Genomic DNA, 13,524 nt, shown 5'->3' on the forward strand with positions numbered 1-13,524 from the left:
ATCACATTATACTATAATAATATAAAAATACATGGAAATTAGAAACTAAAAACTGCAATATTCTACAAAAATGCACATATAATAAAGTTATATAAATAGATATTTGTACAAAGCAAAATAACATAAACAGCCTTTTAATTATTTAATTTTCAATAAAGATTTTCTAAATTTTATGAAATACAAATGAATATTGGCTACATATAATAGAATAAAAGATTACAAATATGCGCAAATTTTATATTAAACACGGTTTAGAGACAAACTGTAGGGATAAATGTTGCTATAACAGTAAAGAAATAGAGTTAATTGGTTTTATTTTTTATAAAATTACAGGAAATGCCTTTCAAGTTTATTAACAAAACACTGGTCATTATATATCTCAAGAAAATGAATATTTATCAACAATTAAGAAGTGCCTGTTTAGCCTTTTTGATTTTTTTTAGCTTTTCTACTGTTGTAAAAAGTCAGGAAATAGCTATAAAAACAAATCTAGCTTATTGGGCAACCACAACGCCTAACTTAGGGCTAGAAGTTGGTTTAAGTAAAAAGAGTACGCTAGAAATTGGCGGAGGATTAAATGTATTCTCTTTTTCCGATAATAAGAATTTTAAGCATTGGCTTGTTCAACCCGAATACCGTTGGTGGTTTTGTGAATCATTTAACGGACATTTCTTAGGAATACATGCACATGCTTCTCAATTCAATGTGGGAGGCTGGGATATTCCTATCGGACGTTTAGATGTACTTAAAGATAAAAGGTATGAAGGTTATCTATACGGAGGCGGTATAAGTTATGGTTATCAATGGGTAATCAGTAACCGTTGGAATTTTGAATTCAATATCGGAGCCGGTTATGCTCGTATTCATTATGATGAGTATCCATGCGAAGAATGCGGTACAAAGTTAGATGAAGGAAATTATAATTATTGGGGAGTAACCAAGCTAGGCCTATCTTTTATTTATTTCTTAAAATAAAGATTCATGAAAAGAACAATAATCTTAAAAATATATTTGTTTGTATCGTTAGCAGGATTTATAATACCTGTACACTCACAAGCGCAATCCGAGCAAGTTAAAGTATCTGGAGAGCACTTTATTAAACAAGATAATAAAGTTGCCATTAAAATGGATGTCATTCTGGATGAAATACATGTAAATAGAAATGACATGGTTATTTTAACTCCAATACTTAAGTCTAATCAAAACAAACTGGATAGTCTAAGCCTCCCTCCTGTCGTTGTAACAGGGAGCTTACGAAATAAAATATTGAATCGTAACAGCACATTTGGAAAAGATCTTCCTTTTAGTACTGAGCCTAATGCTATAATAAAAAGAAATAACAACACAGCTCAATCCGTAGATTATAATGTATCTGTACCTTACAGAGCATGGATGGACGATGCTTCCATATCTATGTTGAGAACAACCTCTGGTTGTGCAAATTGTTATACCGTATCAGACGATCAGCTAATAGCGCAAAACATACTACCAAAAAGAGATCTAGCATCTTATCAACTCTCATTTATTGTGCCTGAAGTAGAGGTAAAAGCTCGAAAAGACCGACATACTGCAACATTTAATTATATTGTCGATCGTTATGAGCTACTTCGTGATTTCGGAAACAATCAGAGTGAGTTCGATCAAGTAGACAAAGTTATTGGCGAAATACAAAACAATAATGATCTACAGATAACCGAATTTAGTATCGCAGGATACGCTTCTCCCGAAGGCGGATTTGAGCATAACAAAGTACTATCAGAAAACAGGGCTAATTCTTTTGCCGACTATCTTGTTACAAAATTTGGTATCACCCGCAATAAATTTACTGTAGAGGGCTTTGGTGAAGATTGGGCTGGGTTGAAAAATGCTGTTTCTACATCTAATTTATCTAATAAACAAGCTATTTTAGATATAATAGACAAGACCTCGAACCCTGATGCTCGCGATGCAAAATTAAAGAGGTTATCGAATGGAGAAACCTACCGTACATTATTGAACGAATATTATCCTCCATTACGCCGTACAGAATATGCTATTGCTTATGTTGTTCGTCCATTTAATGTTGAAGAAGCCAGACAGATTATTAAAACGAACCCAAAACTACTTAGTTTGAATGAAATGTATCTGGTAGCCCATAGCTATCCAACTAGCAGCAAAGAATTTAGAGAAGTGTTTGATATTGCAGTAAGATTGTATCCTGAAAGTGATATCGCTATAATGAACTCTGCCGCTGCAGATATTGAAGGTAAAAATTTAGATGCTGCAATTGACCGTCTAAATAAAATAGAACGTAATCCTAAAGCTTGGAATAACCTTGGTGTAGCCTATATATTAAAAGGAAATACAGAGAAAGCTTTAGATTATTTTGCGAAAGCAGCCGATAGTGGCAGCGTCGATGGAAAGAAAAATCTTGAAACACTACAAAAAGCAATCAATATAAAATAAATATAAGCAAAATATTTAATTGTAAAATTTCAGAAAGTAAAACATGACGTAATAATTTAAAAAGAATGAAAAAAACAAAACTATTCTTAATAGCTGTACTAGTCCTAGGGCTTGCTTTTACAGCCTGTAGCGATGATAATAATTTAAATTCACCTACTGAACAAGAGGCTACTACAAATGTTAGTATCACTCTTAGTATGTCTTCGAACACAAGAAAAAGCTTACCAGACGACTATCATTTGATTGGAGAATGGGCGGGAAGAGATGACATTACCAAAGTTGCTATTTATCTTATTGACGGTGCTTCCGTAACTGCTCAATCTTTTAATGTAGGAACGGATTATAAAAAAGAAGTAATAAGTGGACAGGTGACTCTAGTTCCTCAAGAATCGGCTGCCATTAAAACAACTGCGGGAGTTAAAAAGGTTTATGTATTAATAAATGGAACAACAGAGGTTGAAAATGCTTTGGCTAAAACACCTGTTGCTGAATTCGAGAATGCATATGCTCAAGCTGCTTTGTATATAGCTAATTCGGGTACAAGTACAACTGTAAGTACTTCTGCCGAAAAATTAGCTATAAAAAATGGAACAACAGACGAAAAAATCTTAATGACTTGTGTTGAACCTAAAACAATTGATGTCGTTAATAATGTCTCTGCTGCTGAAACTACTGCTGCTGCATCTTCTAAAAACCGTGTTAGTCTAGTTGTAGAAAGAACTGTTGGACGTGTTATGGTATCCACTGAAGGACTAACTTATGATGTTCCTGCAGGAAACGGTTCTACTATCTTAGGTACAATTTCTGAAATCAAATGGGTATTGGCTCAAGGAGAAAGCTCTCTTTATCTCCAACGTAAAGCTGATTTCGCAACACCTAATTTTGGATGGGTACCAACTACCGATGCTCAATATTGGGGTACCGAAATTACAGGTTCCAGTTCGAAATATGATTACTCAGGTTTATTCGAAGAATATGATCCAACAACTCAGTTTGGAGGAACTAGTGTTGCTACTATGAGTGACTTGACTATGCAACAAATCCATCATCAGCTATAACTGATGAATTAGAAGCTAGCTTATCCGGTAAATTTATCCTGCCAAACACTCACGCCTATGGAGCCGGAAATGAATCCGGTTACAAGAAGGGTAACACTGCATATGTTCTTATCAGAGCTAAATTCACTCCTTCTGCTGCGGCTTTTGCTGACGGAGAAACTTATACAGCAGGTGATGACTTCTTCGTAGGAGCGAATGGTAAATTTTATGTGAGCGCTGCGAATGCAGTAACACCAAGCAAAGGTGGTGTAACCGGACAAACTGTAGCAAGATACGTAAAAGGTAAAGTATTGTATTATGCATGGGTTAATCCTGATAATATTCCTACATGGTATAATTCTCCGGTTGTAAGAAATAATGTATATCATATTCATATTACAGGATTTAAAAATTTAGGAACGAACTGGAATCCATTGTTCCCTGAAGATCCGAATAATCCAAAAGGAGAACCGGTAGATCCATCAAATCCGAATGGTCCTAAAAAACCATTGAATCCCGATCCTAGGCCAAACGTACCTGGTGTAGAGGAACCGGAAAATCCAGTAGATCCAACAGATCCGTTGACTACTCCTGAAACATGGATGAGTGTAGATGTTACAGTATTACCTTGGCAACTTCATTCTTACAGTATTGATCTGGGAATCTGATTTATAGAAAATTTATAATTCTAATTATATCTGGGGGAAGTAAGGATTCCTTTTTCCCCCAGTCTTTTAAAACATCAATTATATACAAAATGCAACAAATGAAGAATTTGCGAATTAAGATATTGATGACCGCGTTAACTTTAAGCGCAATTTTTTGGGGGTGTGATTCTCTTATTTATGACGACTTAGAAGACTGTCCCCAAGGTGTATACGTGAAGTTTTTTTCAATGACACCTTGTGCTGTAGATTCAACGTTCATAGGTGAAGCATCATCACTCACAGTGTTTGCGTTTGATGAAGAGGGTAAACTTGTAACTTCAGTGAGCAAGCAGAATGTAACTCTTAACCGCGATTTTGAAGTGCTTGTTCCTGTTTCGAACGGAAACTTCTCATTTATTGCATGGACAGGAGTAAACGAAAACTTTACAAGAAGCTCTTTCTCTTCAGGCATTACAACAAAAAAAGATGTAATGTTAGCTATTAAGTCATCAGAAAGTAGAGCCGCTAGTTTAGGCAATACTGAACGCATTTGGCAAGGTGAAAGCCCAACGGTATTTTTGCCCGATCCTGAAAAAAGTGGATCACTATATAAGCATACTAAAATCAATTTGCGCGAGTTAACCAATCGTGTTAAAGTGATTGTCGAATTTGATTCAACAATCACAGAGTTAAAGCCTCAAGATTTAGCTGTGGCTGTATCATCGGCTAATGGAACTATAAATATAGATGGTTCTATGCCATATAATTCACCTGTAATATATTATCCTCAACAAAATACTGTTTACACAGATAATAGTGTAACATGGAATTTCTCTATGTTAGAGCTTGTTACCGGATATCATAATAATTTGACTATCAATTATCCCAAAACAGGCCAGCAAGTATTTAACGGAGACCTTATAGGTAGTATTTTGATGAATACTATTAATGGAGGAATTAATTTGAATTGTGAAAACGATTTTACAATAAAATTTGTACTTAAAGATTACTGTGCAGAGTGCGGGACAAATTTCAGTTGCGCAATCTATGTAAACAACTGGCTTGTACATAGCTATAGCACAGATTTATAATTATAAAGCATTCTTTGCTTTAATAATCTATATGATTATGACAAGATTATACTTAATATATATATCACTTTTAGGATTTTCATTATCATTTGCAGGTTGTGATTCTCTAATTTATGATGATCAAAAGAACCCGCAATCCGAGCCGGTAGTTTATCTCTCGGTAACTAAAGCCCAGGCAGAAGGATTAGAGACTTTGAATGCAGATGATGTAGAGTATGAAGACCGGGTTCATGACTTGGCTATGCTGGTCTTCGATTCATCTAGCGGTACAAAGGTGGGTGAATACTTTGATGAAAATATTCCTATTTCAGAAAAAGACAAGTCTTTTATTGTACAACTGAATCCGGGGCCCGGGCAACGTGATTTTTATTTTGTAGCTAATATGCCCATAGCAGCCTTAAAAAGCATAACCACACGGTCTGCTATGGAATCATATATGAATACCTTTAGAGATTTAGACACAGACTTATATCTAAATGCTACTGAAACAAAAGGGTTCCCAATGTCTCGAATATACAAGAATCAGACCATTACTCAAGGCGGAAATATTTACTCACCCCTACCCTTTCGTCCTAATGGCGAAGACAGAGTAAAACTTATTCGAGTACTAGCAAGACTAGAGGTAAAAATAGACGGTTCTACAACTAATTTGGGCGTAAAAAGTATATATTATAAAAATGCTTACCGACAATTTAGTCTACAGTCTCCGTTAACACCAGTCGCACCGATTTATTACGAAGATAAACCTTTAAAAAAGGTGGATAACTCGTTTATATATTACATACCGGAGGCTCTGATGTCAGCTCCTAGCTGGTCGGCAAGTTCTCATAAGCCTGTCAATTACTTTGTTATTGAAACATTAAACGGTACGTTATACGAAATTCCGATCATAACATATGACGGTACCATAGCTGAGAGCGATTATTTGTCTTTTGCCACAGGAAATCAAACAGAAAAACCAGATTATAACATTTACCGTAACCATCATTATTTTTTTAGTATAAAAAAATTACAAACAATAGAGATCATTTATAGTATAGATCCATGGAAGATCAAGCAGAGCGCAACTTATATGGGATATGGCTACAATGTAGGAATTGATGAGGACGGAAAAATAACAATAAGCAATACGATAGAAGCTTGTGCTCCGCATGACATTGTGCTGAAGACAGTCGCACCGTTCAAATTTTCGGATGATACGACCGAAAAATCGTTTAATAATTTTGATCCTACGGCATCTGTAGGATATACCCTAAGCACTATTCCTAGCGTAGGAGACGGATCGTACCTTCAGGTATATTACAACGATGCATTGGTAAAAACTTTTAGCAAATAAGAGATAAAGACTATGAAAAAAATAATATATGTAACATTCTTTCTGAGCCTTTTCTTTGTTGCTTGTTCAAGTGAAGAGCCCTCTGTTCCCGGCTTCAATAACAACAATATAGAATTGTCATTAAATGTAAATAATTACATTAAAAATATAACGAAAGCCGAAAGTGATGGAACGGAAGAAGAGCAGACTGTAAATGACTTATATGTCTTTCTTTTCCCTACTACAGGTTCTCAGACCTTAATTAAATATTATATTTCAGGAGTAACATTTACCGGAGGCTCTTGGAATAGTAGCACTAAGAAAGTCTCATTGAATCTTACACAGGCTGAAGCTGGTAATAGAAATGTATACATAATAGCAAATTGCTCTACAATTAAAACAAACCTTGATGGAGTATCAGTGATAGAAGACCTACAGGCTATTTGGCAAACAGTAAATAACCCATGGTCTGCGAACATTACAACCCCATTGTTAATGTCCGGAAATAAGACTCATGATTTCAATACGAACTATCAACTTAATAATGTATCATTAGTTAGGGCCCTAGCAAAAGTTCAACTGAATGTAAAACTTTCTGCGCAACATTATAGTACTCCTGTAGTAGACAGCAAAGCTCAATATAGTTACAAATACATTGATTTCGATAAAAATACGTATGTATTTAAACCATCTACAAAAACAGATAATCTCGCAAGTTCTAACGACTGGACAGCTTGGAGTGCAACGGGCTCAGTTTCATCCTATACATTAGATCAAGGAAATGTTACAAACTTGACATTAACCACTTATATAAATGAAAGAGATAATGCAAGTAGTGCCATAGAGATAAAATTACCATATCAGGCTACGGGTCCATTACCTCCTCCTGAATTTGGTGATGAAACATACAAATTATTACTGCCATCGAAGATTGAGCGTAATCACTGGTATGTATATGATGTGGAAATTTAAAAATTAATACAAAGGTTTGCAATATAGCCACAAAAGTAAATTAATGATAGATTGGTTAAAAGCTGAATATAAAATATCAGGGACACGATCCAATAAATCTGTTAATTATTTGAATTATGAATAAAAAATACCATACTCAGGTTTATCCGAATCAAAGTTTGAAAGTTGAAAGATACTTTTTTACTCATCATAAAAGATCAAACCTTTATTTATTATTTCTATTATTGTTTTTTACAATATCTGTATCATATATTCATGCTGAAGGTTCTGGTAACTGGAAAGGCTCTGCAACAGTAAGTCGTCTAAGTTCGTTGTATGTTCCCGGAAATACTGCAGGAAATACAGGCTACGATACTCGCGGAAGCATGATGAGGCCTAGTGCAACCACGAATTATGATACGAATCACCGCTTCTATGTTTATGTAAAAGCGGGTGAAACTGTTTACTTTAGCTTTAGGAGTTCGACCAGCAGCAATTTTACTTGGTATTATGATAACTCATCGACAGGATATAATACATTTTTCCCTTCAGGACTTTCAGGTTCAGGACAAACGGCAGTTACCACAGCTAATAGTAATTTACAAGGAAGAACAAGTACTAATACAAGTCTGACACAGGCTCAAGCTTTTGCCGGACCCTCTGCTTTAACGTCGGGAGGCTATCCTACCACGGGAACCGCAAGTGCTACCAATACGAACGCGGGTGGTCAGTTTACAAACAATACCGGTCAGGATAGAGCTTTTTGGGTAGAAATGGCTAGTCCGGGTAACAATGGTTGGGAAATTACCGATTGGGATGTTACGGTCGCCTTCGGAACGACCAAGCGTCCAGGCCGTGTATACTGTAGGTATTGGAGTATTTATAGTGGCCTTCCTAGTACAGCCGGTCAAACAAATACGACTTCTTTCCACGACGATTTTGGATTCTATGTCCCTGTAGATAACACATATTCTGCACAAACAGACGATTATTATATTAAATATGTCAATTTTGGCAAGTCTAATGCGGGTTATGTTGTATTTTTTGCTAATGACTCCGGACCACTAAACGAGAAATTAGCGAATGGAGACCCCAATATTGAAGAAAACCGCAAATCTATTAAAGGAACATCCAATCGCTACCAGTATCCTTTATTTGTTGCAGAACCGGATGAATCTATTTGGAAAACTTCACGAGGTCCGGTTGCAAGTACAGACGTAAGATTTGGAAGAAAAGCAGATGCGACAGGTGGAGAAGCATATTTTATCGTATATGTGGATACTCCCGGAATTCTGGATATCCTAGTAGACATTGATGGCTCAGGAAGTTACTCTGCTGGTGATGTTCGCCTTTTCAGATACTTCAATGATGCAGGAACCTATGATGTGTATTGGGATGGGAAAGATGATAATGGCAACATTGTTCCGGCAGGGACTGTTATTAAGCTATTCACATCAGCGAATTTCTTCCCGGTCCATTTCCCTGTCTACGATATGGAACAAAGTCTTGGGATAACAATGAAAAACATCAGGCCGGTAGATATGAATAAGGCCACGGTTAAACTGTATTGGGATCATAGTAAGGTTTACACAGGAGGTCCCGGTAATAGAAATACCAATTGGTTTACAGTTCCAGCTAATCAATCCGGCACTTTTGCCAATAATAATGTACAATCTCCGGCTATAAATACTACGGGGGCTGATAGCCCTGCTAATATCTGGTGGGCTAATGGAAATAATGGTATTGGGAATGAAAATACATTTAATGTCTATGCAGGGTCATGGATGGAAACGATGGAGTTGAATTTTACATTCAACTGGGATAAGTCTGATATAGAAGTTATCAAAACAGTCAGCAACTCTACGCCGGCCATAGGAAGTGAGGTTACTTTCACGATCAAAGTAGCCAACAAAGGTATGATGTATTCTCAGAATATAATGGTAAGCGACCCACTACCTCCGGGATATGAATATATAAGCCATACAGCATCTATGGGTTCAACAGTTACGCCTTCACCTATCGGAAGTAATGATCCTGAAGTATGGACTGAAAAGCAAACGGTGTATGATCCAATTATTGGAATGTGGGATGTATATGATATACCATATGATGCACTTGATTTAAGCAAAAACGAAAGGACATTAACGATAAAAGCAAGGGTACTAAAAGCAGGGTTATATAATAATACAGCAGAAGGATATCCAGAGACAATAGAGTCAGATCCGGATCTAAGCAATAACATTTCAACAGTTATGGTAAATCCGACGAATACAACTAATGCTGTTAATGATATCAACGTAACTCAAGAAAATAAATCAATCAGCGGAAATGTATTGACCAATGACTTCGATTTGGAAGGACATATTCAAACTGTTACTTCTACAGGTTCTTTCACAACAGACAACGGCGGAACGATTGTAATAAATGCAAATGGCACTTATACATATACTCCTGCTAATGATTTTATCGGAACCGATTCTTTTACTTATACTGTATGTGATGATGTTCCTGCACCACTTAAAGCTTGTGCAACAGCAACAATTACAATCAATGTTATTCCAGAACGAGACCCATCCATTAATAACAATGTTGTAGCAAATGATGACACAGGGGTTACCGAGCAAGACAAGCCTGTATCGGGAAATCTTTTAACGAATGATTTTGACCCTGACGGAGATAACCTAATTATAAATACAACCCCAACAACTCCTCCTTCACATGGTACAGTTACAATATCATCAGACGGAACATACATCTATACTCCAGAATCAGGATTTAAAGGTGTAGATACTTTTGTATATGAAGTATGTGATGATGGTGACCCTGCAACATGCGACAGAGCAACAGTAACAATTACTGTATTACCAAAAAGTGATAAGACAAATCATACCTTCGAGATTTAACAACAGGACACATCTATCCTATTGTTAATAATGGAGAATATGCGATTAATGGAAAAAGTAGTTTAGATAAAAATCGCTTCGATATTGTTTCCAGCAGCTCTGTACTAACTGACGATGATGAAGGTTCAGCATTAATCAATATTACAGTAAATAACAATGTTATCGTAGTAACCAATATGTCTGAAGTAGATTGTCTGGCTATTGTATATGATCTGAACGGTAAAAAAATATTTAGTAAAAACGTTAAGAAGTATAGCTCTGAAAGCTTCACAGACGGTTACTTTATTCAAAACAGCGTTTATATAGTTAAAGTAGCAGATAATAAACAGACAGTAAAAAAGACTAGCAGGATATTTATGAAATAAAAGCCAGAGCAATAATTCTAATTAAAACGGAAAATATAGAAAGAGACATTCTTAAAATATACTATCAACCAAGATAGTAGTGTAGTTTTGTAAAAGTTTTTGGGAACCTGTGAGTCGTGAGATTCGTAGGTTCTATTTTTATTATAAATAATTAGAGATTTAGTACTAGCAATATTTGACGTCTACTTACAAGGTAATTCATCGAATATTTTGTAATATACAATAAGCTCCAATCATTTATTACAAATGATAGAGAAGCTAAACAAAAGAAACTTGGAAAAATCAGTATTTGTATAGTCTACAAAGAAGAAAGAATAGATATTAATTAGGTGCCTTAGAATACAAGTATGCAGCTATAAACATAAATACAATATTCGGTATCCATACAGCTAGCATTGGGGGCATTGTACCTGAAACAGCAAAAGAGGAGCTTACCGTCTGAAACATGATATAAGTCACACTCAACCCTAATCCGATTCCAATATTAAGCCCCATTCCGCCCTTCATTTTCCGAGCAGATAAGGATGCGCCTATTATGGTGAGTATAAATGCTGAAAATACTGATGCAAATCGCTTATGGAATTCTATCTCGAATTGAGTAATACTTACCCCCCCGACATTTGCCAATCCCTTTTCCTTCTGTCGTTGTATATACGAATACAGCTTGGGTGTTGACATTTGCTCAAAATCATTTACCGACACAAGAAAATCACTCGGTATAACATTCAATGTGGTATCTATTCGAGTCCCGGTTGTGATTTTCTCTTTCATACCATGAAATTCGCGTATAGAATAATTATTAAGAACCCAGTGATATGCTGTATCATATTCTATTCTGCTTGCAACCAGTCTCGATTTTAGTTCCTTGCCTTCAAATTTATCTAAAGAAAGATTATATCCTAGTCGTGTTTTATTATCAAAACGTTCGATATAAAGAATAACTCCTTTATCTACCTGCATTTGTATACGACTTGCATAATCGACACTTTTATCTTTTATATATTTGTTCTGAAATTTTATACGCGTTTCGTTGGCTGGTGGAATTATGAAACTACTTAAAATGAATGATCCTACTGCGATAATACCCGCTGAAATCATATAGGGTTTCATCAATCGCTTGAAACTCATCCCATTTGATAACATTGCTATAACCTCAGAATTATCAGCAAGTTTGGACGTAAAAAATATTACCGCAATAAACACACATAATGCACTGAAGAGATTAGTGTAATACGGTACAAAATTCATGTAGTAGTCGAATATGATCGCTTTTAAGGGAGCATTATTACTTAAAAACTTATCAAGTCGTTCGTTTATATCAAACACTACGGATATAGAAATAATAAGAATAATTGAGAATATGTATGTTCCCAAAAATTTCTTTATTATGTACTTATCAAGTATTGATAGTATTTTCATTCTATTCAGTTAATCACAAACGTCTTGAAACATTCTCAATCATCATTCTTTTCCAGCTCAAAAAATCACCTGTTATTATATGCTGACGGGCTTCTTTGACAAGCCATAAATAAAAAGCCAGATTATGTATAGAAGCGATCTGTAATGCTAGAATTTCATTCGTTATAAATAAGTGACGAAGATATGCTTTTGTGTACAAAGTATCAACAAATGAAGCTCCATTTTCTTCTATTGCAGAAAAATCTTTAGCCCATTTCTGATTCCGCATATTCATAATCCCATTGTGAGTAAATAATTGTCCGTTACGTCCATTACGTGTGGGCATTATACAGTCAAACATATCTACTCCACGTTCTATCGCTTCGAGAATATTGGCCGGTGTACCTACACCCATCAGATAACGAGGTTTATCCTTTGGTAAAATCTCATTTACAACCTCTATCATTTCGTACATCTTCTCTGTAGGCTCTCCAACAGCTAACCCTCCAATAGCATTCCCGTCCGCACCTTTAGATGCTACATTCTCTGCAGCTCGTCTGCGTAAATCAGGATATACACATCCCTGTACAATAGGAAATAATGCTTGTTTATAACCGTACTCACATTCGGTTTCATTAAAACGTTTTATGCATCTATCAAGCCATCGTTCTGTGAGGTCTAGCGATTTTTTTGCATAAGTATAATCTGCATCGCCAGGTGTACATTCATCGAATGCCATCATTATATCAGCTCCGATAGTACGCTCTATATCCATTACGTATTCAGGAGTAAATACATGTTTAGAGCCATCGATATGAGAGCGAAAAATAGCACCTTCTTCAGTAAGCTTTCTATTATGAGCCAAAGAAAAAACCTGAAATCCCCCACTATCGGTCAAAATAGGCTTATTCCAACTATTAAATTTATGTAAACCTCCTGCTTGTTGTAAAATGTCTAACCCCGGACGTAAATACAGATGGTATGTATTTCCTAATATTATTTGTGCCTGTATATCATTTTCGAGTTCAGTCATATGGACGGCCTTTACAGCACCTTGCGTCCCCACGGGCATGAATATAGGAGTCTCTATTTGTCCATGATCTGTCGTTATCAACCCTGCGCGAGCACTAGACTGATCATCGGTGTATTGAAGTTCAAAATCCATTCTATTTTTTTATTCAAATCTGAGATGTTCTGGCTTGTTCTGTATCTTCAGATTCTTCATCTTGAGCCAGATCTTTGAGTTGCACTAAAACTATCGAAGCCTTATTTTTCTTTACTACAGTAAACTGATAGTCCTCGGCTTCAAGCTTGTCGTGAGTATTAGGAATACGACCAAACTTATCTATTAAATAGCCGGCCAAGGTATCAT

At 35.8% G+C, this 13,524-nt stretch carries 11 protein-coding genes; 8 read left to right on the forward strand and 3 right to left on the reverse strand.

What is annotated here, in order from left to right:
- Positions 1 to 387 precede the first annotated feature (387 nt).
- From LDB17_RS01970 to LDB17_RS02005, 8 genes are all read left to right on the forward strand, one after another.
- Positions 388 to 975, forward strand: coding sequence for a DUF3575 domain-containing protein (locus LDB17_RS01970; RefSeq protein ID WP_252637454.1), 588 nt, complete (start codon positions 388 to 390; stop codon positions 973 to 975).
- A gap of 6 nt (positions 976 to 981) precedes the next feature.
- On the forward strand, positions 982 to 2,445 hold the full coding sequence (locus LDB17_RS01975; protein ID WP_252637455.1) for a DUF3868 domain-containing protein: 1,464 nt from the start codon (positions 982 to 984) through the stop codon (positions 2,443 to 2,445).
- Positions 2,446 to 2,510: 65 nt separating this feature from the next.
- The gene (locus LDB17_RS01980; RefSeq protein ID WP_252637456.1) at positions 2,511 to 3,503 is read left to right on the forward strand and encodes an Mfa1 family fimbria major subunit; all 993 of its coding nucleotides are present in this window, start codon (positions 2,511 to 2,513) and stop codon (positions 3,501 to 3,503) included.
- Between the two features lie 38 nt (positions 3,504 to 3,541).
- A complete protein-coding gene (locus LDB17_RS01985; protein ID WP_252637527.1) occupies positions 3,542 to 4,150 on the forward strand; it encodes an Mfa1 family fimbria major subunit in 609 nt (202 codons plus the stop codon).
- A gap of 98 nt (positions 4,151 to 4,248) precedes the next feature.
- Positions 4,249 to 5,220 (forward strand): FimB/Mfa2 family fimbrial subunit, encoded by a 972-nt coding sequence (locus LDB17_RS01990; RefSeq protein WP_291106062.1) that lies wholly within the window; start codon positions 4,249 to 4,251, stop codon positions 5,218 to 5,220.
- Positions 5,221 to 5,257: 37 nt separating this feature from the next.
- Positions 5,258 to 6,556: a fimbrial protein gene (locus tag LDB17_RS01995; RefSeq protein WP_252637458.1), complete on the forward strand. Its 1,299-nt coding sequence runs from the start codon at positions 5,258 to 5,260 to the stop codon at positions 6,554 to 6,556.
- Positions 6,557 to 6,568: 12 nt separating this feature from the next.
- Positions 6,569 to 7,507, forward strand: a complete 939-nt coding sequence (locus LDB17_RS02000; protein WP_252637459.1) for a fimbrial protein — start codon at positions 6,569 to 6,571, stop codon at positions 7,505 to 7,507.
- A gap of 116 nt (positions 7,508 to 7,623) precedes the next feature.
- Complete coding sequence (locus tag LDB17_RS02005; RefSeq protein ID WP_252637460.1) at positions 7,624 to 10,389, forward strand: Ig-like domain-containing protein; 2,766 nt, start codon at positions 7,624 to 7,626, stop codon at positions 10,387 to 10,389.
- Between the two features lie 686 nt (positions 10,390 to 11,075).
- Here the strand turns inward: LDB17_RS02005 and LDB17_RS02010 are convergent.
- The 3 genes from LDB17_RS02010 to LDB17_RS02020 form a co-directional block, all read right to left on the reverse strand.
- Positions 11,076 to 12,173 (reverse strand): LptF/LptG family permease, encoded by a 1,098-nt coding sequence (locus LDB17_RS02010; RefSeq protein ID WP_393924856.1) that lies wholly within the window; start codon positions 12,171 to 12,173, stop codon positions 11,076 to 11,078.
- A 13-nt stretch (positions 12,174 to 12,186) separates the two neighbouring features.
- Positions 12,187 to 13,317, reverse strand: a complete 1,131-nt coding sequence (gene tgt, locus LDB17_RS02015; RefSeq protein ID WP_252637463.1) for a tRNA guanosine(34) transglycosylase Tgt — start codon at positions 13,315 to 13,317, stop codon at positions 12,187 to 12,189.
- A 13-nt stretch (positions 13,318 to 13,330) separates the two neighbouring features.
- A partial coding sequence (locus LDB17_RS02020; protein ID WP_393924857.1) for a transporter associated domain-containing protein occupies positions 13,331 to 13,524 on the reverse strand: 194 nt, incomplete at its 5' end.

The sequence above is a fragment of the Dysgonomonas sp. Shenzhen-Wh21 genome (assembly GCF_043392705.1).
In the GTDB taxonomy this organism is placed as follows: Bacteria; Bacteroidota; Bacteroidia; order Bacteroidales; family Dysgonomonadaceae; genus Dysgonomonas.

Excerpts from the sequence above, each read along its gene's own strand:
- LDB17_RS01970 (WP_252637454.1), top strand. The coding sequence starts at position 388 with ATGAATATTTATCAACAATTAAGAAGTGCCTGTTTAGCCTTTTTGATT.
- LDB17_RS01975 (WP_252637455.1), top strand. The coding sequence starts at position 982 with ATGAAAAGAACAATAATCTTAAAAATATATTTGTTTGTATCGTTAGCA.
- LDB17_RS01980 (WP_252637456.1), top strand. The coding sequence starts at position 2,511 with ATGAAAAAAACAAAACTATTCTTAATAGCTGTACTAGTCCTAGGGCTT.
- LDB17_RS01990 (WP_291106062.1), top strand. The coding sequence starts at position 4,249 with ATGAAGAATTTGCGAATTAAGATATTGATGACCGCGTTAACTTTAAGC.
- LDB17_RS01995 (WP_252637458.1), top strand. The coding sequence starts at position 5,258 with ATGACAAGATTATACTTAATATATATATCACTTTTAGGATTTTCATTA.
- LDB17_RS02000 (WP_252637459.1), top strand. The coding sequence starts at position 6,569 with ATGAAAAAAATAATATATGTAACATTCTTTCTGAGCCTTTTCTTTGTT.
- LDB17_RS02005 (WP_252637460.1), top strand. The coding sequence starts at position 7,624 with ATGAATAAAAAATACCATACTCAGGTTTATCCGAATCAAAGTTTGAAA.
- LDB17_RS02010 (WP_393924856.1), bottom strand. The coding sequence starts at position 12,173 with ATGAAAATACTATCAATACTTGATAAGTACATAATAAAGAAATTTTTG.
- tgt (WP_252637463.1), bottom strand. The coding sequence starts at position 13,317 with ATGGATTTTGAACTTCAATACACCGATGATCAGTCTAGTGCTCGCGCA.